The sequence below is a fragment of the Chitinophagaceae bacterium genome (assembly GCA_016710165.1).
Classification (GTDB): Bacteria; Bacteroidota; Bacteroidia; order Chitinophagales; family Chitinophagaceae; genus Ferruginibacter.
Genome location: JADJLJ010000001.1, coordinates 1,097,822 through 1,120,910, shown reverse-complemented (window position 1 = coordinate 1,120,910; position 23,089 = coordinate 1,097,822). Strand labels below are relative to the sequence as shown.

The 23,089-nt window shown below is 47.1% G+C and carries 20 protein-coding genes and 1 pseudogene; 13 read left to right on the top strand and 8 right to left on the bottom strand.

Annotated features, from left to right (window positions below):
* Positions 1-2: 2 nt before the first annotated feature.
* Positions 3-410, bottom strand: a complete 408-nt coding sequence (gene msrB, locus IPJ02_04990) for a peptide-methionine (R)-S-oxide reductase MsrB (GenBank protein ID MBK7374926.1) — start codon at positions 408-410, stop codon at positions 3-5.
* Between the two features lie 167 nt (positions 411-577).
* On the opposite strand from msrB, the gene IPJ02_04985 reads away from it, so the two are divergent.
* Complete coding sequence (locus IPJ02_04985; protein ID MBK7374925.1) at positions 578-739, top strand: hypothetical protein; 162 nt, start codon at positions 578-580, stop codon at positions 737-739.
* On the opposite strand, the gene lpxB is transcribed toward IPJ02_04985, so the two are convergent.
* The 4 genes from lpxB to IPJ02_04965 are packed head-to-tail and all read right to left on the bottom strand — an operon-like array spanning position 728 to position 3,478.
* Positions 728-1,903: a lipid-A-disaccharide synthase gene (gene lpxB, locus IPJ02_04980; GenBank protein ID MBK7374924.1), complete on the bottom strand. Its 1,176-nt coding sequence runs from the start codon at positions 1,901-1,903 to the stop codon at positions 728-730. The two genes, IPJ02_04985 and lpxB, sit on opposite strands and share 12 nt — an antisense overlap.
* An 18-nt stretch (positions 1,904-1,921) precedes the next feature.
* Positions 1,922-2,221: a hypothetical protein gene (locus IPJ02_04975; GenBank protein MBK7374923.1), complete on the bottom strand. Its 300-nt coding sequence runs from the start codon at positions 2,219-2,221 to the stop codon at positions 1,922-1,924.
* Positions 2,221-3,006, bottom strand: coding sequence for a 5'/3'-nucleotidase SurE (gene surE, locus IPJ02_04970; GenBank protein ID MBK7374922.1), 786 nt, complete (start codon positions 3,004-3,006; stop codon positions 2,221-2,223). Before surE ends, IPJ02_04975 begins: the two co-directional genes overlap by 1 nt.
* 1 nt (position 3,007) lies before the next feature.
* Positions 3,008-3,478 carry a hypothetical protein gene (locus tag IPJ02_04965; GenBank protein MBK7374921.1) on the bottom strand — a complete coding sequence of 157 codons (471 nt, stop codon included), beginning with the start codon at positions 3,476-3,478 and terminating at the stop codon, positions 3,008-3,010.
* Positions 3,479-3,590: 112 nt separating this feature from the next.
* Here IPJ02_04965 and IPJ02_04960 point away from each other — a divergent pair, with 112 nt between their 5' ends.
* From IPJ02_04960 to IPJ02_04940, 5 genes and pseudogenes are all read left to right on the top strand, one after another.
* Positions 3,591-6,875 carry a glycosyl hydrolase gene (locus IPJ02_04960; protein ID MBK7374920.1) on the top strand — a complete coding sequence of 1,095 codons (3,285 nt, stop codon included), beginning with the start codon at positions 3,591-3,593 and terminating at the stop codon, positions 6,873-6,875.
* A gap of 68 nt (positions 6,876-6,943) precedes the next feature.
* A complete protein-coding gene (locus IPJ02_04955; protein ID MBK7374919.1) occupies positions 6,944-7,696 on the top strand; it encodes a LexA family transcriptional regulator in 753 nt (250 codons plus the stop codon).
* Positions 7,697-7,751: 55 nt separating this feature from the next.
* Positions 7,752-8,222, top strand: coding sequence for a DinB family protein (locus IPJ02_04950; GenBank protein MBK7374918.1), 471 nt, complete (start codon positions 7,752-7,754; stop codon positions 8,220-8,222).
* A gap of 70 nt (positions 8,223-8,292) precedes the next feature.
* A complete protein-coding gene (ssb, locus tag IPJ02_04945) occupies positions 8,293-8,739 on the top strand; it encodes a single-stranded DNA-binding protein (protein MBK7374917.1) in 447 nt (148 codons plus the stop codon).
* Positions 8,740-8,903: 164 nt separating this feature from the next.
* A pseudogene (locus IPJ02_04940) lies at positions 8,904-11,750 on the top strand (GH92 family glycosyl hydrolase).
* Positions 11,751-11,813: 63 nt separating this feature from the next.
* Here IPJ02_04940 and IPJ02_04935 read toward each other — a convergent pair.
* A complete protein-coding gene (locus IPJ02_04935) occupies positions 11,814-13,316 on the bottom strand; it encodes an amino acid permease (GenBank protein MBK7374916.1) in 1,503 nt (500 codons plus the stop codon).
* A gap of 135 nt (positions 13,317-13,451) precedes the next feature.
* Here IPJ02_04935 and IPJ02_04930 point away from each other — a divergent pair, with 135 nt between their 5' ends.
* Genes IPJ02_04930 through IPJ02_04910 form a run of 5 tightly spaced genes read left to right on the top strand, consistent with a single transcriptional unit; the run spans position 13,452 to position 18,349 of the window.
* Positions 13,452-14,717 (top strand): dicarboxylate/amino acid:cation symporter, encoded by a 1,266-nt coding sequence (locus IPJ02_04930; protein MBK7374915.1) that lies wholly within the window; start codon positions 13,452-13,454, stop codon positions 14,715-14,717.
* Between the two features lie 21 nt (positions 14,718-14,738).
* Complete coding sequence (locus IPJ02_04925) at positions 14,739-15,491, top strand: VTT domain-containing protein (GenBank protein MBK7374914.1); 753 nt, start codon at positions 14,739-14,741, stop codon at positions 15,489-15,491.
* A complete protein-coding gene (locus IPJ02_04920) occupies positions 15,472-16,704 on the top strand; it encodes an MFS transporter (GenBank protein ID MBK7374913.1) in 1,233 nt (410 codons plus the stop codon). The genes IPJ02_04925 and IPJ02_04920 overlap by 20 nt, the downstream gene beginning before the upstream one ends.
* Before the next feature lie 26 nt (positions 16,705-16,730).
* Positions 16,731-17,729 (top strand): glycosyltransferase family 9 protein, encoded by a 999-nt coding sequence (locus IPJ02_04915; GenBank protein ID MBK7374912.1) that lies wholly within the window; start codon positions 16,731-16,733, stop codon positions 17,727-17,729.
* A gap of 38 nt (positions 17,730-17,767) precedes the next feature.
* Positions 17,768-18,349 (top strand): hypothetical protein, encoded by a 582-nt coding sequence (locus IPJ02_04910; GenBank protein ID MBK7374911.1) that lies wholly within the window; start codon positions 17,768-17,770, stop codon positions 18,347-18,349.
* Here the strand turns inward: IPJ02_04910 and IPJ02_04905 are convergent.
* Together IPJ02_04905 and IPJ02_04900 are read right to left on the bottom strand one after the other, a co-directional pair.
* A complete protein-coding gene (locus IPJ02_04905; GenBank protein MBK7374910.1) occupies positions 18,339-20,216 on the bottom strand; it encodes an Nramp family divalent metal transporter in 1,878 nt (625 codons plus the stop codon). The two genes, IPJ02_04910 and IPJ02_04905, sit on opposite strands and share 11 nt — an antisense overlap.
* Complete coding sequence (locus IPJ02_04900; protein ID MBK7374909.1) at positions 20,206-20,868, bottom strand: metal-dependent transcriptional regulator; 663 nt, start codon at positions 20,866-20,868, stop codon at positions 20,206-20,208. Before IPJ02_04900 ends, IPJ02_04905 begins: the two co-directional genes overlap by 11 nt.
* A gap of 112 nt (positions 20,869-20,980) precedes the next feature.
* On the opposite strand from IPJ02_04900, the gene IPJ02_04895 reads away from it, so the two are divergent.
* Together IPJ02_04895 and glgP are read left to right on the top strand one after the other, a co-directional pair.
* Positions 20,981-21,367: a RidA family protein gene (locus tag IPJ02_04895; protein MBK7374908.1), complete on the top strand. Its 387-nt coding sequence runs from the start codon at positions 20,981-20,983 to the stop codon at positions 21,365-21,367.
* Positions 21,368-21,431: 64 nt separating this feature from the next.
* Positions 21,432-23,084 (top strand): alpha-glucan family phosphorylase, encoded by a 1,653-nt coding sequence (gene glgP / locus IPJ02_04890; GenBank protein MBK7374907.1) that lies wholly within the window; start codon positions 21,432-21,434, stop codon positions 23,082-23,084.
* Positions 23,085-23,089 lie beyond the last annotated feature (5 nt).

The following is a 23,089-nucleotide window of genomic DNA, read 5'->3' as shown; positions in this document are numbered from 1 at the left end:
ATTTATTTTTTTTCAAAAAGAAGCGAAGCGGAGTTCATGCAATACCGCAACCCGGTTGGTTTGGGCCCGTCGTCGAACACATGGCCTAAGTGTGCGCCGCAGCGGCTGCAGTTCACCTCGGTCCGGACCATGCCATAGCTGTTGTCGGGAAGTTCTTCCACCTTATCTTTTTTGAGGGGCTGCCAGAAACTGGGCCAGCCGGTACCGCTCCCGAACTTGGTGGCGGAACTGAACAGTTCCTGCCCGCAGCAGATGCATTTGTAAATTCCTTTTTCATGGTGGTCCCAGTAGATACCGGTGAAAGCCCTTTCGGTCCCTTTTTTACGGGTCACCTGGAATTGTTCGGCCGTAAGTTGTTTACGCCATTCGGCCTCGGATTTTGTTATGGCATATTTCTTTGTCTGCGTCATGGCCGGCCAGGCGGAAAGAATAAAAAGGGTGAAGATGAATATCCGGTGCATACTGATCTGTTTCATGAAGCTACGAAATAGGATGGTTTACGGTTTTTTGTACAGAACCTTTAACAAGCTTTTTGGAATATGAATTTAAGCATTAATTTTAGCCTTACGATAAACACATGGGAATACTGAACCAGATAGCCGAATACCTTTACCTGAAGAAGAAGGACCCCAATGCGCCCAATACCAAATGGGTGAAATACATGCATGGGATCAACCGGATATCCATTTTGCTTTTCCTGCTGGCCATGATCATACTGGCCATAAAACTACTCCGGTAACCGGGTCATGAAGCTGTAAATGGATGCCGCTGCGTTGGCCGATGCATTTCCGCCCTGGCTCAGCAGTTTTTTAAGTGCGGCATAATCCTCCTTTACCTGTTCCTGTTTTGCCGGGTCTGTCAGCAACAGGGTCAGTTCCTTTTTCAGGTTCTCAACCGTCAGGTCATGCTGGATCAGTTCCTTCACTACTTCCTTGTCCATGATCAGGTTTACGAGGCCGATGAATTTTATCTTCACCAGCCGTTTGGCTATCTGGTACGAAAAAGCGTTGCCTTTGTAACAGATCACTTCCGGTACCCCGAATAAAGCGGTTTCAAGGGTAGCCGTTCCGCTGGTCACCAGGGCCGCTTTCGACTGCATGAGTAAAGGGTATGTTCTGTCCACAACAGCAGATACATTACGGTAGGGGGCCAGCAGTTCATTATAAAAACTTTCTTCCAGTCCCGGCGCCTTGGCTACCACAAACTGGTGACCGGGAAAATGCTTAGCCACTTCCAGCATGATGGGAAGTTTTTTCAGTATCTCCTGTTGCCTGCTGCCGGGAAGCAACGCAATGATGTTCCCAGATCCATGATCCCAGATCCCGGATCCCGGATCCTGCATCTTGGATCCTGTATCTTGTATCCTGTATCCTGTATCCTGCATCCCTGTTCTCTTGTACTCTTCCACCACTTCCACCAGCGGGTGCCCCACATACTCCACTTCATAATCCCATTTTTTGTAGAATTCTTTTTCAAATGGCAGAATGACCAGCATTTTATCCACGCATTGTTTTATGAGTTTCACCCGGTTCTCTTTCCAGGCCCATACCTGTGGCGAAATGTAATAAATGATCTTATAACCTTGTTGCTTTGCCCATTTGGCGATGCGCAGATTAAAGCCCGGGTAGTCTATAAGAATGAGTGCATCGGGCCGGTATTGTGTGATGTCTTCTTTGCAGAATCTGATGTTTCGTAAAATGGTACCCAGGTTGTTCAGCACTTCAATGAAACCCATGAAGGCAAGTTCTTTGTAATGTTTCACCAGGGTTGCGCCTGCGGCCTGCATCTTATCGCCGCCCCAGCAGCGGATATCTGCGGAACCATCTTTCTTCTTTAATTCTTTGATCAGGTTACTGCCGTGCAGGTCGCCACTTGCTTCGCCGGATATGATGTAATATTTCATGACCTGGTGGAGGGCTGATTACCCAAATGTTTTAATGCTCAGTGCCGTGAGGGCATAAATAAGAGTTGCCCAGAAAATACCTTTGGCCGTATGATCAATATGGGCATTGATATAAATGGTGAACAATACGGCGTTGGCCATCAGGGAAAGGCTGATGGCTACTGTTAACATACGGTGCCCGGGCTGTACAAACAGGTATTGCAGCGCTTCGGTGTAGCTGAGTGGCCCCAACCGGGTATATTTAAAAACAGCAAAGCCAACAAAGGGGGCCAGCAGGCCCATGATGAATCCAAAAATGAAATTGTCTTTTTTCAGCATTATTTGAACAGGTTCTTTTTCTCTAATTGTTTTTTCAATTCATAATTTGTCAGGTCGAACTGAACCGGCACCACGCTGATATAATTATTCTTAAGCGCCCACACATCTGTCTCCCTGCTTTTGTCAAAGTTTACGAACTCTCCGGTAAGCCAGTAATATTTTTTGCCCTGGGGGTCTTTTCGTTCATCAAAATCCTCTTCGTATTTGGCATAGGCCTGCTTGCATATTTTAATGCCCTTTATCAGTTCCTGTCTTACGGCAGGTATATTCACATTCAGCAAAAGGTGTTTATCCATTTTTTGCTTCAGCAAAGCACTTACGATCTTCCGTATATAAAACCGGGCTGCAGAAAAATCTGCTTCCACGCTGTAATCAAGCAATGAAAAACCAATGCTGGGAATGCTTTCAATGGCTGCTTCCATGGCAGCACTCATGGTGCCGCTGTAGATCACGTTGATGGAATGGTTGGCGCCGTGGTTAATGCCGCTCAGGCAGAGATCAGGTTTTCGGTGAAGCACTTTATCCACGGCCAGCTTCACGCAGTCGACCGGGGTACCCGTTGTTTGCCAGGCTTCCGTATCACCAAAAATATCCACCTTGTGCATGCGCAACGGCTGGCCAATGGTAATGGCATGCCCCATTCCGCTTTGAGGTTTATCCGGTGCCACCACCACCACTTTCCCAAGGTCTTTTACTGCATCCACCAGGTTGCGGATGCCGGGTGCTGTGATGCCATCATCATTTGTAATGAGGATGATGGGTTTGTCTTTTTTACTTTTTACCATCTTAATTTGAAAATTGAGGGAACCATTCCCTGGCAATGCCGGGTTGACGGAAAGGCCAGGGTATCATTGCCAGGATAATGACCAGGGCAATGCCGAAATAGATCAGGGTACGTTTATGTTTTTGTGCATCGGTATCCGCCCGTTTTACCATGGTCCTGCCCACGTGCACCAGCAACCAGGCAATGAGCATCATCAGGGCATGTTCCACGGCAAAAAAACGTTCGGTGGGATCTTTCATTACAGCGCCCATCCCGCTTTTTACTTTTTCAAACCACATACCTGTAAAATATAAGATCAGCCCCAGCAGCAGTTGTATGTCGCAGCTGATCATGAAGAACAGGTTGACCTTATTGTCGCTGCTGCGGTATTCTCTTTTTGAAACAACGGCAGACAGGGCCGACAATACAGCCCAGAGGCCCAGTATCAGGACCGCCCAGCGGAGTATGCTGTGTATCACGAGTTGATAATTCATAAAATTAATTTGGTACAAAAATAAGGTAAGTGTATTAAGGCAACATGGATTTTTTGAACGGTTGCCGGGTTCTCATTTTATCGGCCTATATTAGTATACCAAAACGCATCGTATGCAATTCATCAGATCCTTTTTTTGGTTACTGCTGATCTTCATTTCATTTTCCGGGTCAGCGCAGAAAAAAGCCGAAGCAGATACTAAGGCAAAGGAGCCGGATTCGGTAAAAAATATCTCACTTGCCGGGCTCAGCTTCCGGAGCATTGGCCCGGCAATAACCGGTGGAAGGGTGGTGGACCTCGCCGTGAACCCAACGAATACAAGCGAATACTATGTTGCTTCGGGCCATGGGTCTTTATGGAAGACCGTAAATAACGGCGTTACGTTTACTGCCGCTTTTGAGAACCAGTCCTCCTTTGCCATGGGTGCTGTAAAGATCGACCCCCTGAATACAAACATCGTCTGGGCCGGTACCGGTGAAAATAACAACCAGGGCAATGTCATTTACGGCGACGGTATATACCGTTCTGAAAATGGCGGCAAGAGCTGGAAGAATATGGGACTTAAGAATTCAGAACATATCGGGGGTATTGTGATTGACCCCGGTAATTCAAATGTAGTGTATGTTGCTGCCTATGGATCCATGCGTAACCCGGGTGGCGACCGGGGTATTTATAAAACCACGGATGGAGGCAAGACCTGGCGCCGGGTTTTGTTTGTGAGTGATAACACGGGTTGTTTTGAAGTGCACATGGATCCACGGTATTCAACCAACCTCTATGCGGTGGCCCATCAACGGATGCGTAAAGGGTATACCGGAATTGGCGGGGGAAATGAAAGCGCTATTTACCGGAGCTTGGACAGCGGTGCAACCTGGCAAAAGATCATGACGGGCCTGCCATCAGAAAATGTTGGGCGGATAGGGATGGCGGTGTCTCCGGTGAACCCGGATATCCTGTATGCCCTTGTACAGGCTAAAGAAGGAAGTGGTTTTTATAAAAGCACCGACCGGGGTATTTCATGGACAAAACAAAGCAGCTATAATTCAGCTTACCCGTTTTATATGCAGAAGATCGTTGCAGACCCCAAAGAGGAGAACAGGATATATAGTATGGATCTTCTGATACAGGTAAGCGATGACGGGGGAAAAACATTTAAAGCATTGGGTGAGAAATTCAAGCATGTTGATAACCATGCCATGTGGATCGATCCATCCAATACCCGGCACCTGATCTCGGGCAACGACGGAGGTGTTTATGAAACATGGGACAGGGGGCAGACCTGGGATTTTAAATCGAACATACCGATCACAGAGATCTATAAGGTCAGCACAGACAATGCCCTGCCGTTTTACAATGTTTATATTGGTACACAGGATAACAACAGCCTGGCAGGACCTTCCCGTACGAAGAACTCAAGCGGCATCACCAATAGTGACTGGACCTTTACACTCGGCGGGGATGGTTTTGAAACACAGGCAGACTGGAAGGATGATAATATATTGTATGTGCAATCGCAGAACGGGGGATTGGTCCGCTATGATAAAAAAAGCGGGGAGACCTTGTTCATCCAGCCGGTCAATATGGTTGATTCCGGTTTTCGTTTCGATTGGGATTCGCCCTTGCTGATCTCAACGCATGATAATAAGCGGGTTTATTTTGCAGCCAATAAATTATTCCGCACAAATGACCAGGGCAATTCCTGGGATGTCATCAGTCCCGATCTTACACGGGGCGTACCACAAAAAATGCAACGGCTGATGGACCGGAGCTGGAGCATTGATGAGCTGGCCAGTAAAGGGTCCCTTGCCAATATCACTTCCATTGCAGAATCGCCGCTGGACGGGAATATTCTGTATGCAGGCACCGGCGACGGGGTGATCCGGTTCACCACAGATGCAGGCAAGACGTGGACCCGGGCTTCTTCGCTTCCGGGCATCACGGAATTTACGAGGATACACCACATCATTGCATCAAAATATGATAAGCGGACGGCCTATGCCGCCTGCCAGGCTTTCAACTACGGCGACTATAAACCTTATCTCTTGAAAACAACCGATGGCGGTAAGACATGGGTTTCCATAACAGCAAACCTGCCGGTAAAAGGAAGCACGTTCAGCATTGCAGAAGATCATGTGAATGCGGGATTGTTATTTGCCGGTACCCAGTTCGGTTTATTTTTTACCGTGGATGGCGGCAATGAGTGGATAAAGTTCACCGGGGGTTTACCTGCTGCCACTTATATGGATATTGAGATACAGAAAAGGGAAAATGACCTGGTGGTCTCAACATTTGGAAGGGGTGTTTATATTTTAGATGATTATTCGCCGCTCAGGAGTCTTACCAAAGAAACCATCCGGAAACCGGCGGTTATTTTCCCGGTGAAGGATGCGTTGATGTTTGTAGAAGCCAATCCATTTGGTTTCCGGGGAAAGGGGTTCATGGGCGCCGGTTTTTATACGGCTCCCAACCCGGAGCTGGCTGCCGTCTTTACGTATTATATCAGGGAGGAAGCAAAGACATTGAAACAAAAAAGAAGGGATGCGGAAAAGGAAAAACAAAAGAAGGGGGAAGATGTTGATTATCCCGCCTACGATGTTTTAAAGAAGGAAGCGGAACAGGAAGACCCATACCTGCTTTTTATCATTACGGATGAACAGGGCAATACCATCCGTAAAATAAAGACAGCAGTGACAAAGGGCATTAACAGGATAAGCTGGGATATGCGCTACCTGCCTTTTAACCCGGTGACCTTTACGCCTTTCGATGACAGTTATGCGTGGAATGAACCGGATAAAGGATATATGGTTGTTCCCGGCACGTATAAGGTTTCCTTACAGAAATACGAAGACGGGAATTTTACAGAGATGGCGGCACCCGTTTCATTTAATTGCGTGCCTTTGAACAACAGTTCATTGCCTGCAGCAGATAAAACTGCTTTGAATGCATTCAACAGAAAACTGGCCGAGCTGACCCGGGCAATGAGCGGGGCTGATGAATACCGCAATGAACTGACAAAAAAGATACCCTACCTGAAACGGGCGGTACTGGATGCACCCGGTGTGCCTGCCGGGGTATATGCACAGGTATCGGCCATCCAGAAAAAACTGAATGAAATAAACAGGCAGCTGAACGGCGACGGGTTGCGGGCAAGGTATGAAGGTGCCGCACCCATTTCCCTGAAGGGCAGGACCGACATGATCACCGGTGCATTGTGGAGCACCACTTCAGCGCCGACAGAAACATTCAGGTCATCCTACAATATTGTGGCCGATGGATTTGAAGCCGTACTGAATTCCCTGCGATCTGTTACGGAGGATATCAAACAGGTGGAAGGATTGCTGGAAAGATACAAAGCTCCCTACACCCCCGGGCGGCTGCCCGAATGGAAGAAGAACTAGGCGGGTAAAAATAAATTTGGTAGCACTAAAATTATTAGTATATTTGTGCTAATCAAATTAGTTGCACTATGTCAATCGCCGGACAAAACCTGAAATACCTGCGCAAACTACGTGGATGGACACAGGAAGAGTTTGCCAATAAACTCCGTATCAAACGTTCATTGGTGGGTGCCTATGAAGAAGAACGGGCCGACCCCAGGCTTGATGTACTGGAGATAGTGGCCGATATGTTCAAGCTTACCCTGGATGAACTTCTGCTGAAGGACCTCAGTAATAATTCCGGGAATTACATGGCAAAGCGCCGGCAGATGAAAATGATGTCGGCCGACCGGAATGTCATTCATTTCGTTCCGGTAAAAGCAGCTGCCGGTTACCTGGCAAATTATGCCGACAGTGAGTTCATCGATGAACTGAATACATTCACCTTACCCATGTTATCAGGTGGCAATTACCGGGCTTTTGAGATAATCGGCGACAGTATGTTGCCCACCCCCAGCGGCAGCATCATTGTTTGTGAGAAAGTGGAAGACATCAACGACATAAAGAACAGCCAGGCATATATTGTTGTGAGCCGCAGCGAAGGGATCGTGTACAAGCGCATTGAAAAAAATAACCGTACAAAGAACAAACTCACCCTCGTAAGCGATAATCCGCAATTCCAGCCTTACCAGGTCAATGCCGAAGATGTGGCAGAACTCTGGCAGGCACAGATGGTGATCAGTAAGGTAAGCACACAGCAACGGTGGGATATGAACTCACTGGCCAGCATGGTAAATAACCTGCAGAGCCAGGTAAGCTCTTTAAAAAAGAAAATGAACTAAAGCTGCCATGCCGGTCTTGAGCGGCCGGTAAAGGCAATGAAACAACAGAAAGGAAATGAACGCAAAGGAATTATTGATACTGAATTTTGAGGAGGTCCGGCGAAGAAGTATTAAGGTTTGGAAAAGTATTTCGGAGGAAGACCTGTACTGGAAGCCTGACCCGGATGCCATGAGTTGTTTTGAAATGATACGCCATGTGCTGGAGTCGGAGAATATTTATCATCATATCATTCTGCACCGCGGCGTGCTGGGCGATTATGAAAGCCCGCTGGCCAGCAACCCGTATACTACGGTAGAAGATGAAATTAAGAATGCCCAGCCTTACCGGGAGAAGTTTTTAAAAATGGTGCATTCCTTTTCGCTGAAGGAACTGGAAGAGGTTTATATCACCCGGAAAGAAAAAAATCAAAAGCGCAGGCTGGGTGATTACCTGTTGCGGATGGCTTACCACGAAAGTGTACATACAGGTCAGTTACTTGACTATTTACGCACACTCAGGGCACCCAGGCCAACCGTATGGGATTAGCGCTTACCTTTATAAAAACATAACTTTTTTCTATAACCAGATACATCGCTTAATTTTTAAAAACACAGTTATGATTAAACTTCAGGTAATCGGCAATCTTGGTAAAGATTGCATCGTAAAAGAGATCAACGGTAAAAATGTCATCAACTTCAGCGTGGCCCATACGGAGCGTTTCAAAGATGCACAGGGCAACCAGAAAGAAAGGACCACCTGGGTGGAATGTGCCTATTGGACGGACCGGACAGGCATTGCACCTTATTTGGTAAAAGGTACTTCCGTTTATGCAGAGGGCTCCCCCGAGGCAGATGCATACACCAATAAAGAAGGACAGGCGGCTGCAACCCTGCGGATGAGGGTTCAAAGCATCCAGTTACTGGGTGGCGGCAACCGGGAAAACCAGGGTGCTGTACAGGGTGCAAGCCAGGGTAATGTCAGCAATGCAGGCTTCAGTGCCCGCCCGGTAGTTAAAACAGAAGCCGCAGCAACGGCGGCCCCGGAAGATGATCTGCCATTCTGATCCGTTTATCCAGGTAAAAGATAATAAAGCCCCTTCCCGGGGCTTTTTTGTTGCGCAGGTTTTTTTCAATAAGTTTTATCTTGTGCAAAACGATTGACGTGAAAAATAAAATAAAATTTGCTTGCACTGTTCTTCTCCTTTCCTCTTTTAATCTCTTAGCCCAAAAAAATTATACTCAGTATGTTGATCCCCTGATCGGTACGGGTGGGCATGGACATACCTATCCGGGCGCCGTTCTGCCACACGGAATGGTGCAACTGAGTCCCGATACCCGCTTAGAAGGCTGGGATGGCTGCAGCGGATACCATTATTCCGACAGCTACATTTATGGATTTACCCATACGCACCTGAGTGGAACAGGCTGCAGTGATTATGGAGATATATTATTGATGCCGATGAATGGTAACCCATCTCCGGATAACCGGATCTATGGCTCAAAATTCTCTCACAGCAATGAGAAGGCAGCGGCAGGTTTCTATTCGGTTAAACTCTATGATGATAATATCCTCGCAGAGCTGACCAGCACCACAAGGGTAGGGTTTCATAGATACAGTTTTTCAGCAGCCAACGATGCCACGGTTATCCTGGACCTGAAACACCGGGACGAGGTACTGGAATCTTCCATAAGGATAGTAAGTGACCGTTCCATTTCGGGGCTGCGCCGCAGCAAGGCATGGGCCGACAACCAGTATGTATATTTTGTTATTGAATTCTCCGTTCCGTTCACGAAGTATGGCATCTGGGAGAATGATGTTCTTTCCAAAGAAACAAAAGATGCATCCGGTAAGAACCTGAAAGCCTTTTGTCAGTTTGCTTCCGGGTCGGTAATGGTTAAAGCAGCGATATCGGGGGTGAGTACAGACGGCGCACAAAAAAACCTGGAGGCTGAATTGCCCGGTTGGGATTTTGAAAAGGTAAAAGCCGATGCGGCAAAACAATGGAACAGGGAATTAAGCAAGATCGATGTTGCATCTTCCGATAAAAAACAACTCCGCACTTTTTATACCGCCTTATACCATACCATGGTGGTGCCCAATGTAAATATGGATGTGGATGGCCGGTACCGCGGAAGAGATAATAAAATTCATACGGCACAGGGCTTTACCAACTATTCTGTTTTTTCTCTGTGGGATACCTACCGGGGGGCCCACCCGCTCTACACCATCATTGATCAGAAAAGGACCATTGATTATATCCGGTCATTTTTGGCACAGTATAAAGAGGGCGGACGTTTACCTGTCTGGGAACTGAGCGGATGCGAAACAGATTGCATGATCGGTTATCACAGCGTACCGGTGATCGTGGATGCTTATATGAAGGGGCTGAACCAGTTTGATGCAAAACTGGCATTGGAAGCCATGAAGAAGAGTGCAACCTGGAACCACCTGGGTTTACCGGCACTGATGGAACGGGGTGTGCTGGAAATGGATGATGAACATGAAAGTGTGAGCAAAACACTGGAATATGCCTATGATGACTGGTGCATAGCACAGTTTGCAAAACGGCTGGGTTCCAGGCAGGACTATATCAATTACATACGCAGGGCACAGGCTTATAAGAACCTGTTCAACCTGCAGACCGGTTTCATGCGGCCGCGTAAGAACGGCAACTGGCTCTCGCCTTTTGACCCGAGGGAAGTGAATAATAATTTTACGGAAGCGAACAGCTGGCAGTATTCTTTTTACATGCCGCAGGATGTGAACGGTTACCTGGAACTGATCGGTGGCAGAAAACGGATGGAAGAGAAACTGGATGGTCTTTTTTCTGAGAATTCACAAACCACCGGCAGGGAGCAAAGCGATATCACGGGGCTCATCGGCCAGTATGCACATGGCAACGAGCCCAGTCATCACATTGCATACCTGTACAACTTTACCGGCGCTGCCTATAAGACCCAGGCAATGGTTCACCGCATCATGAATGAAATGTACCACGATGCACCGGATGGACTTGCGGGTAATGAAGATTGTGGGCAAATGAGCGCCTGGTATGTGTTGAGTGCATTGGGTTTTTACCCGGTTACCCCCGGCACCACGGATTTTATCATCGGCACTCCGCTGTTCCCCGCTGCAACGGTTCACCTGGAGAACGGCAGGTCATTTGCCGTATCGGCAACAGGCATCAGTGCAGCTGATTTTTATGTACAGTCTGTTTCACTGAACAACGCAGCGCATAACAGGTCTTATCTTTCTTACTTTGATATTGTAAAAGGCGGCCGGATGAATTTCAGGATGGGTTCGAAGCCATCTTCCTTTGGAAAGACCGCTATGCCGGTTACTGCAATTGATGAGAACCTGATCGTACTCAACCCGGTCATAGACGGCGGGCCCATGTCATTTACCGGGATAAAGAAAGTTCATATCTATACGAACCAGGCCGAAGTTGCATATTATTATACCACCGATGGGTCACTGCCCAATGTTTCCTCAAAGAAATACAGCAGCGAACTGTTTTTTGATACATCCGTTACCATCAAGGCAGTTGCCATCAATAAGAACGGGGAAGCGAGCTATATAAGCACCGCACGGTTCATGAAAAGGCCAAACAACTGGACCATAAAGCTGAATACACAATTCGAGCAGCAATACGATGGCGGGGGGGCACCCGGCTTGATTGATGGCATAACCGGAAGCGCCAACTGGCGCAAGGGCAACTGGCAGGGTTATCAAAAGACACCAATGGACGCAGAGATCGATATGCAGGAAGCAGGAACGATCTCAAAACTTACCGTGGGCTTCCTGCAGGATGTAGGCGCCTGGATCGTAGCACCCAAACAACTGGTTGTTGAAATTTCAACAGATGGTAAACAATTCACCCAGGTTTACAGCGGGGAGAATTTTTTGGCAATTGAAGATAAGAAAGTGCAGGTGAAGCATGTAGAAGCTTCCTTTACCCCGGTGCAGGCAAGATATGTACGGGTAAAAGCTATTCAATATGGTAAGCTTCCTGCCTGGCATGAAGGGGCAGGAGGAGATACGCATATATTTGTTGATGAGATCAGCATAAAATGATGGGAATAAAAAATCCCGGCCGACAACTGTCGGCCGGGATTTTTTATATACTCCTGAATTTATTTATGAGCCCGGGTTCCGGAGCTTGCTGTGATTCTTACTGTAGACGAAGTAAACAATCAATCCCACAATCATCCAGCCGAATGCCACTTTTAATGTCTGTGCGTCCAGGCCAACGATCATGGCAGTGCATATGAGTACGCCCAATGCAGATACAACCGGGTAGATGGGTGTTTTGAAAGGACGGTGGATATTGGGCTCTTTGACCCGTAATATCCAGACGCCCGCACTTACCAGCACAAAGGCAAACAAGGTTCCGAATGATGTCAGGTCACCAGCCACATTGCCCGGAACAAAAGCGGCAAACAATCCTACAAATACAAACAGTATCCAATTTGCTTTATATGGTGTCTTGTATTTGGGGTGAAGCTCTCCAAAAGCCTTTGGGATCAACCCGTCATTGCTCATGGTATAGAATATGCGGCTTTGACCCATCAGCATAACCAGGATCACCGAGGAGAACCCGGCAAGGATCGCCACGGTTACTGCCGTGGCCAGCCAGCCATAACCTGTCATATACGTAGAGATGGCATAGGCTACAGATGCTTCACGGCCTTTTTCCGGGTCAACAAATTCTTTCCAGTTTGCCACACCGGTTAATACATGACCAAAGAGAATATAAAGGACCGTACATATGACCAGAGAGCCCAGGATACCGATGGGCATGTCCCTTTTGGGATTCTTTGCTTCCTGTGCAGCCGTACTCACTGCATCAAAACCAATGAATGCAAAGAATACGATGGCAGCGCCTCCCAGTACACCGCCCCAGCCGTGTTTATTCCAGCCGCTGTAATCGGCGATCACTTTGCCGGCGCTGTCAGTAACCGCCGGGGTGCCTTCAGGAATTAAATACGGAGTCTGGTTCCCGGTCTTGATGAATTGCCAGCCAATGATAATGAACAGCAAAACAATGGCCACTTTGATGAACACGATGATCATGTTTACGAGTGCCGATTCCTGTGTGCCCTTGATAAGCAGAAGGGTCAGCAGCAATAAAATGATCAATGCCGGTGCATTCATGATGCCGGAATGATGAACACCGGCCGAGTCTGTAAAACTTTCAAACGGGGAATGGCACCATTCATAGGGTATCTGCCCGTCGAAGAGCTTATTGAGGTATTCACTCCAGGCAATGGAAACGGTGGCAGCGCCCAGGGCATATTCCATGATCAGCGCCCATCCGATTATCCATGCCACCAGTTCTCCCATGGTTGTATAGCTGTAAGCATATGCACTGCCGGCGATGGGGATCATCGCTGCAAATTCGGCATAACATAATCCTGCAAAAGCACAGCCAATGGCTGCCACAATAAATGATAATGTAACTCCAGGGCCTGCAGCCTGGCCGGCCGCAGCGGCAGTTCTTACAAAAAGACCTGCACCAATGATGGCTCCGATGCCGAGAGCGGTCAGGTTGGCCGCACCCAGGGTACGTTTAAGGCCACCTTCGCCGCCTTCAGCCTGGGACAGCATCTGGCTCAATGGTTTTTTTACAAACAAACTCATACAAGTAGTTGGTTTTATGAAAAATAGATTGGAAAAATAAGCAATTAATCATTAAAAAAACCACCGGTCATACTTTTTTATACCCCCCATGTTTAACAGCTTTTAATATTATATTGCGTCACTAAACAGGTCGCAATGGAAATAACTCACCAGCCAACAAAAAGGAGCAGGCTTACGCTTTACATACTTATTGCGATGGTACTGGGTATTGTGGTGGGTTATTATGTGAATGAGAATTATGAAGCCGGTACGGTAAAGAAGTTTTCAGACAACATAAAACTGCTCACCACCATCTTCCTGCGCATGGTGCAGATGATCATTGCGCCCATTGTTTTTGCTACGTTGGTGGTTGGCATAGCCAAACTGGGCGATATGAAAACGGTAGGCCGGGTAGGAGGTAAAGCCATGCTCTGGTTTATTACAGCATCCCTGGTCTCCTTATCATTGGGCCTGATCCTGGTGAATATTTTCAAGCCGGGTGTTGGCGTGGATATCACCAATACTGACATGGCTGCGGTAAGCGACCTGCTGGAAAAATCCAAAGGCTTTTCGTTATCCAAATTTGTGGAACACGTGGTGCCACGCAGTGTGATTGAAGCGATGGCCACCAACGAGATACTTCAACTGGTGGTGTTCTCCGTTTTCTTCGGTATTGCATTAACGGCGATCGGGAAAAAAGGCGAACCCGTTATCAATGCGTTGGACGCGGTAGCGCATGTTGTGTTGAAAATGGTGACCTATGTTATGTACCTGGCTCCTTTAGGTGTTTTTGGTGCCATGGCTGCCGCCATTGCAAAGAACGGGCTCGGTATTTTAATAACATTCGGGAAATACATCGGTGAATTCTATCTGGGCCTGCTGATCCTCTGGTTGCTGTTACTTTTTGTAGGCTATCTTTTCTTAAAAAGGCGGTTACCTGTTTTATTAAGAAGAATTGCCACACCGATGTCCATTGCTTTCAGTACGGCAAGCAGCGAAGCGGTTTATCCGAAACTGGTGGAAGAGATGGAGCGGTTCGGATGCAATAATAAAATTGTGAGCTTTGTTCTGCCGCTGGGTTATTCTTTCAACCTAGACGGGAGCATGATGTATATGACATTTGCCAGCATGTTCATTGCGCAGGCATTCAACATTACCTCCATTACCGGTGATGTGTGGCAGCAGGTCATCATGCTGCTGGTATTTTTAGTGACCAGTAAAGGCATTGCGGGGGTTCCGAGGGCTTCCCTGGTGGTGGTACTGGCCACCGGGGCCATGTTTGGTTTGCCGGCCGAAGGGGTGGGTTTGATCCTGGCCATTGATGTATTCTGTGATATGGGCAGAACCATGACCAACGTGTTGGGAAATGCGCTGGCGACCGCAGCCGTAAGCAAATGGGAAGGACAACTGGAACATTCGTAACCTGACTATAAAAAAAGATAAATGCCTGATTTCTTTTTCCTTGATTTTCACTGGACACAGCTGTTGCAGCCGCAATGGTATATTGAGAACGGAGGACTGTTGCTGCTCCTCTTTGTTGTGTTTGCAGAAACCGGGTTGTTTGTTGGGTTTTTTCTGCCCGGTGATTCCTTGTTGTTTGTCGCAGGCATATTCGCCCATGAAATAAAAACCGATACCGGGGCGATCGAACCAGGGATCGGGTACCAGGTACTTAAATTTCTGGGCTTCGAACCTTTTCAATACAGTTACTGGCTTGACCTGTTCGTACTGGCAGCCTTGATCTCCCTGGCGGGGATCCTGGGCAATGCCGTGGGATACTGGACCGGGAAACGGTTTGGACATGCCATGTATAACTGGAAGGACAGGTGGTTCTTCAAGAAAAGATACCTGCATGAAGCGCATGATTTTTATGAAAAACATGGCGGCGGTGCGATCGTGGCAGCCCGTTTTATTCCGATCGTACGGACCTTTGCTCCCATTGTTGCCGGCATTGTGGATATGGACAGGAAGAAATTCCATTTTTTCAACATCATCGGATGCATCGCCTGGGTGGTAAGCATGATACTGGGAGGATTTTTCCTGCAGAAATGGATATTATCCCAATTTGGTTTTGATCTGAAAGAACACCTTGAGATCATTGTTCTGGCAATTGTACTGGTAACAACCGCTCCTATTTTTGTAAAACTGATCTTTGGTAAGAAGAAAAAGCCACGTGATGCACATGCAGAAAAATAGTCATTCGGTTTTCAATATTGCCGTTGTAGTGGCTGCTCTTGGCTACTTTGTGGATATATACGATTTGCTTTTATTCAGTATTACCCGGGTGCCCAGCCTTAAGTCGATCGGGTTATCCGATGCACAAATCCTTACGGAAGGTGAGGGCATCATCATGTGGCAGATGGGTGGACTGCTTATTGGCGGCATCATCTGGGGGATCATGGGGGATAAAAAAGGCCGGTTGAGTGTTCTGTTCGGTTCCATCATTTTATATTCCATTGCAAATATTGCCAACGGATTTATTCAGACAGCCGACCAGTTCAAGATCGTCCGGTTCATTGCCGGCATCGGGCTTGCGGGAGAATTAGGAGCCGGTATTACATTGGTCTCGGAACTCACTCCCAAACACAAAAGAGGTATTGCCACATCATTGGTAGCCGGCATTGGCCTTACCGGTGCCGTGCTGGCATTTATCATGAAGGAAAATTTTGACTGGCGTACCTGTTACTTCATTGGGGGCGGATTGGGACTGGCTCTACTTCTGCTGCGTATCTCCGTTTTTGAATCCGGTATGTTTCATGAAGTGAAGAAGATGGAAGTGGAGCGGGGAAATTTCTTCATGCTGCTGAATACGAAGGAACGGCTCAGAAAATACGTGTGCAGCATTCTCCTCGGGCTGCCTACCTGGTTTGTGATTGGAGTACTTGTTACTTTTTCGAGTGAGTTCGGAAAACAGATGGGCATCAAAGAAAAGATCGATCCGGGTAAGGCGATCATGTATGCGTATGCTGCCATTTCGATCGGTGATATCCTGATCGGTTTTATCAGCCAGTGGTTTAAAAGCAGGAAAAAGGCCTTGTACCTTTTTTATTTTATCACGGCTGTATTCATGCTGCTGTTCTTTACAATGCAGTGGAATGGCACCGCTGCCGGGATGTACTGGATATGTGCGGGGCTTGGTTTTGGTACCGGGTTCTGGGCCATATTTGTGACCATGGGTGCGGAACAATTTGGTACCAACATACGGGCCACCGCAGCAACCACCATTCCAAACATGGTAAGGGGTATGCTTACGGTGATGATATTGCCTTTGTTTAAACTGTTCAGGGGGATGACGGACTATGTTACCGGGGGCTGGATAACGGCCATCGTGATCATGGCAATAACGGTCATCGCTGCCGTACTAACGGAGGAAACATTTCATAAAGACTTAAATTATATAGAAGAATAACTTCTTTGTTCCTGTGGCAATAACCCATGGCAAAATTTCTCATCATACGTTTTTCTTCCATCGGTGATATCGTATTGACCACCCCCGTTGTCCGTTGCCTGCGTAAACAACTGCCCGGTGCAGAGATCCATTTCCTGACCAGGCAGGCATTCCGGGGCATGGTAGCCACGAATCCGTATATTGATAAGGTACATGTGCTGGGAGATAGTTTTGAACTGATGCTTCATGAACTGCAGACAGAGGAATACGATTATATCATCGACCTGCATCACAACCTGCGCACGCTGCGCATCAAACGTTCCCTGAAAAAAGTAAAAGCGTTTTCTTTCCACAAACTCAACATAGAGAAATTCTTACTTACCAATCTCAAGATCAATATGCTGCCGGATAAGCATATTGTTGACCGGAACCTGGAAACGGTACGTTCATTCGGGATACAGGATGATGGACAGGGGCTTGACTATTTTATTCCGGAAGCAGATGTGGTTGACAACAACGATCTTCCTACCTCGCATCTGCATGGATTCATCGCTGTAGTGATCGGGGCCGCATTGGCCACAAAGAAATTGCCCGTTCATAAACTGAAGGAACTTTGTGCAGCGTTGGATCACCCGCTGATATTACTGGGCGGGAAGGAAGACCAGGAAGACGGGAAGGCTATTGCTTCCGTGGATGAGGTCAAGATATACAATGCCTGCGGAAAGTTCAGCCTGAACGAATCTGCCGACCTGGTGCGGCGTTCAAAACTTGTGATTACCCACGACACCGGCCTGATGCATATCGCAGCAGCTCTTCAAAAACCCATTATCTCTGCCTGGGGAAATACGGTACCTGCCTTTGGTATGTATCCGTACTATGGGAAATATTCAAAGCAGCATTATGATGTGGTAGAGATAAACAAACTCTGGTGCCGGCCATGCAGCAAGATCGGTTACAGGAAATGCCCACGGGGCCATTTTAAATGCATGGAAAATATAGCTGTTAACGATATTGTAAATCTTGTCCGTCACAGGCTCAGGCAATAATAATTTTTGTTGATTTGGTGTTAGGTTTATAATCCGACATGAAAAAATTCTCCTTCCTCATTGCAGCATTGCTGGTCTGTACTATTTCATTTGCACAGTTTACCACAACCATTCAGTGGTATGACGGAGGCGGGGTACATCGGGGAGATACTATTTACTACAATCCGGAACAGAAACTCAGGTGGGATGATTTTAAGGGCAGGCCCGGTCAGAACAGCATGGCGGCTGCCATCACAGAGTCAGGGTTTGGTTACCGGATGTCCATGCAATCAACGAACGGCAGGGCCCATGTTGTAATAATCGTTTATTGTTATTTCAATAAAAGGAATTCCTGGTTCAGGAAGAACATGAATACCGATTATGCCCTTACGCATGAACAGCACCATTTCGATATCACCTGGATCAATACCTGCTTGTTTGTTAAAAAATTAAAGGCAGCAAAACTTACCGCCGGTAATTATTCTGCGGTGGTTGATTCCATTTATGATGAATGTTACGATTCATTGGACACCATGCAGGATGAATACGACGGGCAGACCTCAAACGGCCGCATCCGGAAAGTACAGGGAGCGTGGAACAGGAAAATTGATAAGATGCTTGCTGAGCTTGTTATAAATTAACAATGAGCACCGGTATCTTTAATTCATGCCGCACGGCATTCACCGTTTCACCATAAACGAAATCCCTGAAACCGGAATGGCCATGTGCACCCATCACCAGCATGTCGGCATGCACACCCTTGGTAATGCGTACAATTTCTTTGACCCTGTTCTTATATCCCAGGAAGCCTTCGGCGGTGAATCCACGGGCCTGCAGTTCCATGACATAGGAGTCCAGCCTTTCCTTGTCCTTTCTTGATTCGTAATCATCGCTGTCTTTTCCGAATAATTTTGCGGAAGGGCTTTCAACGATGTGAACAAGGAGGTAGTGGGTATCATCTTTGCCCTGGCCAATGGCATACGCCAGCAGTTTATCATCATTTTCACTGAAGTCAAGTGCGATGGCGATTTTTTTGAAACTGGGAATGACCAGTTCACGGAAAGTGCCTTCGCCCGGGTGTATTTTGCCGGGTGAAGTTCTTTTGGTTCTTGAAAAGAGCGGGCTTAAGATGATGTAGACCAGTAATGCCAGGCATATCAATCCTCCCAATGTAAGTAATATCTTCTGCCATAAAGCCCCATCCGAATAAACGGCTCCCATTTCATTCACCAGCATCTTCAGGTTCAGGAACACGAGTACGGAGGCAATGATCCATGCAGCGATCTTTGTGATGGTCTTGATGGCAAATTTTCCCATTGTTTTTTTGTCGCTTACAAAATGGATCAGCGGAATAATGGCGAAACCAAGTTGAAGGCTCAGGATCACCTGGCTCAGGATCAGAAGGGCATCTACATTATTCTCTCCGTATAGGATGATCACGATCAGTGCAGGGATAATGGCAACCAGCCTGGTGATCAGCCTCCTCAGCATCGGGTTGATTCGGAGGCTTAAATAACCTTCCATGATTATCTGCCCTGCCAACGTACCGGTAATGGTGCTGCTTTGCCCGGAAGCGATCAATGCCACTGCAAAAAGTACCGGGGCAAGGTTTCCGAGGAACTGGGGTAATAGCTGGTGGGCAACCTTGATCTCTGCCACATCTGAATTACCGGTTTTGAAAAAAACAGTTGCCGCAACAATTAAAATGGCTGCATTTACAAAAAAGGCAAGGTTCAATGCGATGGTTGTATCGATCCGGTTGAATTTGATCGCCTGCCTGATCCCTGCATCGGAGCGGTCTATCTTACGGGTTTGTACCAGGGCGGAGTGGAGGTACAGATTGTGCGGCATTACCGTGGCGCCAATGATACCAATGGCTATATATAAGGCTTCATCACTCATTTTGCCCGGTATGAACCCCGTTACCAGTTCACCCATGGGAGGTTCGGCCAAAATGATCTGTATCAAAAAGGAAATCCCGATAACGCCTACAAGGCTGATGATAAAGGCTTCCATTTTACGTATGCCCAGGCGCTGAAGGAATAGCAGCAGGAAGGTATCCAGGACAGTGATGGAAACTCCCCATACAAGCGGCAGCCCGGTCAGTAACTGGATACCGATCGCCATGCCCAGCACTTCAGCCAGGTCGGTGGCAGCAATGGCGATCTCTGCAAGGATGTACAAAAAAAAGTTTACGACTTTGGGATACGTTTCCCTGTTGGCCTGCGCCAGGTCTCTACCCCTTACGATGCCCAGTCTTGCAGAAAGTCCCTGCAGCAGCAATGCCATCAGGTTGCTCATCAGCAAGACCCAGATAAGGGTATAGCCAAATTTACTTCCGCCTGCCAGGTCTGTTGCCCAGTTGCCGGGGTCCATGTAACCCACACTCACAAGATATGCGGGCCCTAAAAAGGAGAATATCCTGCGCCAACCGGTCTTCTTCACCGTGGTATCAACGGATTCATGTACTTCACTTAAAGAAGCATCGTTGTTTTTTTTACCTGTCATAATGTACAAAAACATTTTTAGCCACCTGTTCACTGATGATGCAGGAGGACTGTTTCAAAACCTTTATTTCCAGTGAACCATCAAACGTAAATTTCTGGATCACCTGCAGTTGTGTACCAAGCGCAATTTTGTAATGCCTGAGCATTTCAAGCATCTGGGCCGTTTGATTACCCACCGAACTTACGGTAACCTGTTTTTTGACCGGAACACCCGAAAGGCTGAGCTGGTTCATTACAGGTATTTTGCCATTCCGGTCGGGGATGGGGTCTCCATGCGGATCAAAGGAGGGATTGCCTAAAAATTTATCCAGTCGCTGTATCAGTTCATCGCTGTTTATGTGTTCCAGTTGTTCGGCAATGGGGTGTACTTTATCCCAGTCAAATTTCAATACCTCGGCTAAAAAATATTCCCAGAGCCGGTGTTTGCGTATTACATCCAGGGCTGCTTTTTTACCTGCTTCATTTAGTTTAAAACCCCGGTAGCGTTCATACTGAAGCAGTTTTTTTGATTTCAGTTTTTTCAGCATATCGGTTACGGAAGCTGCCCGCGTGTGCATTTCAGCTGCCAGCGAATTGGTGTTGACCAGCCCGCTTTCCTGCTGAAGGTGGTAAATCCGCTTGATGTAATTCTGTTCACTGGTGGTAAAATCCATGGTATCGAAAATAAAATTTAGACAAATCTAAAAATAGTTTTACTATTCGCCAAATAATTTATTTATGCCGGTGTCCGGGTTGTTTGTAATTTGTGCCGGTAAATGATCGTGTATGCGAAGTACATTCAGTTCCGGGTCACCCTGGGAGGACATTGTGGGATACTCCCGGGCAGTACGGGTAGGTAATATCATTGAAGTGGCTGGAACGACAGCGATGGATGGAGATGTACTGGTCGGGAAGGGCGATCTGTATGCGCAAACCGTTTATATTTTTAAAAAAATTGAAAAAGTGCTGCTGGAGGCAGGTGCCTCGCTGTCAGATGTTGTCCGTACAAGAATGTTTGTTACCAGCATCAGCCAATGGGAAGAGGCCGGCCGGGCTCACGGTGAATTTTTCAGGGATATTAAGCCCGTTGCAACGATGGTAGAAGTATCAAATCTTATTGATAAAGAACTGCTGATAGAAATAGAGGTCACCGCCGTGGTAGACAAACCATAATGTGTACCATTTACATATATCTCTAAATTTCCGTATTATTGCCACCTGAACCAATTAATCCATTATGAATTTTTCTTCTTTTAACGTACCCTATGAAGTAGACGGGCAGTATAATAAGCGTGTTGCTTACTTCTCCATGGAGTTTGCCGTACACCAGCCTTTAAAGATCTACAGCGGTGGCCTTGGATTCTTAAGTGGCTCCCACATGCGCAGTGCTTATGAATTACGCCAGAATCTTATTGGCATCGGCATTCTCTGGAAATACGGTTACTACGACCAGGCCCGTAACCAGGACCAGACCCTGCAGGTGCAGTGGAATGAAAAGATCTACAATTTCCTGGAAGATACCGGTATCAAGTTCCAGATTGATATACATGAACACCCGGTTTGGGTGAAAGCCTGGTACCTCAATCCCGAAACATTTAAATCGGCCCCGCTTTTTTTACTGAGTACCGACCTGCCGGAAAATGATTATGTTTCTCAAACCATTTCGCACCGGTTGTACGATGCCAATGTAGCTACCAAAGTGGCCCAGTTCATTTTGCTGGGTGTAGGTGGGGCAAAATTGATCGATGAATTGAATTTTAATCCCGAACTCTATCATTTGAATGAAGCCCATGCCGTAAGTGCTGCTTTTTACCTGTATAAGAAATTCGGCAGTATAGAAGAAGTCCGGAACCGCCTGGTATTCACCACGCATACCCCGGAAGAGGCCGGAAATGAAAAGCACGATATCCACCTTTGCGAAAAGATGAGCTATTTCTGCGGATTAAAACTTGATGAGGTCCGGAAACTCACGGGCATGGAAGGGGACCTCTTCAATCATTCATTGGCGGCATTGCGTTTTGCAAAATTTGCAAACGGGGTCAGCCAGTTGCATGGGGAGGTAAGCCGTAAACTCTGGAGCAAATACGAGGATATCTGCGAAATAACCGCCATCACCAATGCCCAGAACTGGCATTACTGGGCCGATAAACAACTGTACCGGTTCATGGAAGAGCATAACGACGGCAGCTTTGATGACCGGAAAAAATATTTAAAGAAACGGGCTTTTGATATTGTAGCCGACCAGACAGGTAAGCTGTTAAATCCAGATGTATTTACGATCGTATGGGCCAGAAGGTTTGCCGGCTACAAAAGGGCTGAATTGCTGACCCGGGATGAAGAAAGATTTGAGGCATTGTTAAATAACCCGAAGTACCCGGTGCAGATCATCTGGGCAGGCAAGCCATACCCGGTTGATTATCCTGCCATCAGCGATTTCAATGCATTGGTTCATTTAAGCAAGAAGTATGATAATGTAGCTGTTTGCGTAGGTTATGAGCTGGCGTTGAGCAAGCGGTTAAAACAGGCATCGGATCTTTGGCTGAATAATCCCCGTGTTCCCCGCGAGGCAAGCGGAACCAGCGGTATGACAGCTGCCATGAACGGTTCTGTAAACTGCAGTACACACGACGGGTGGATATGTGAGTTCATTAATCACGGGAATAACGGCTTTGTTGTTCCGCCCATTGACTATGAGAATATCAGTGTGCACGAACAGGATGAATATGATCTGAACAAACTGTACGAGATACTGGAAAACCAGGTATTGCCGCTTTATTACGAGAACCATGATGTTTGGCGGCAGATAATCAAGAACGGTATGCGGGACGTACGCTGGCAGTTCGACAGCAACCGGATGGCCAGGGAATATTATTCCATCCTCTACAAATAAAAGAT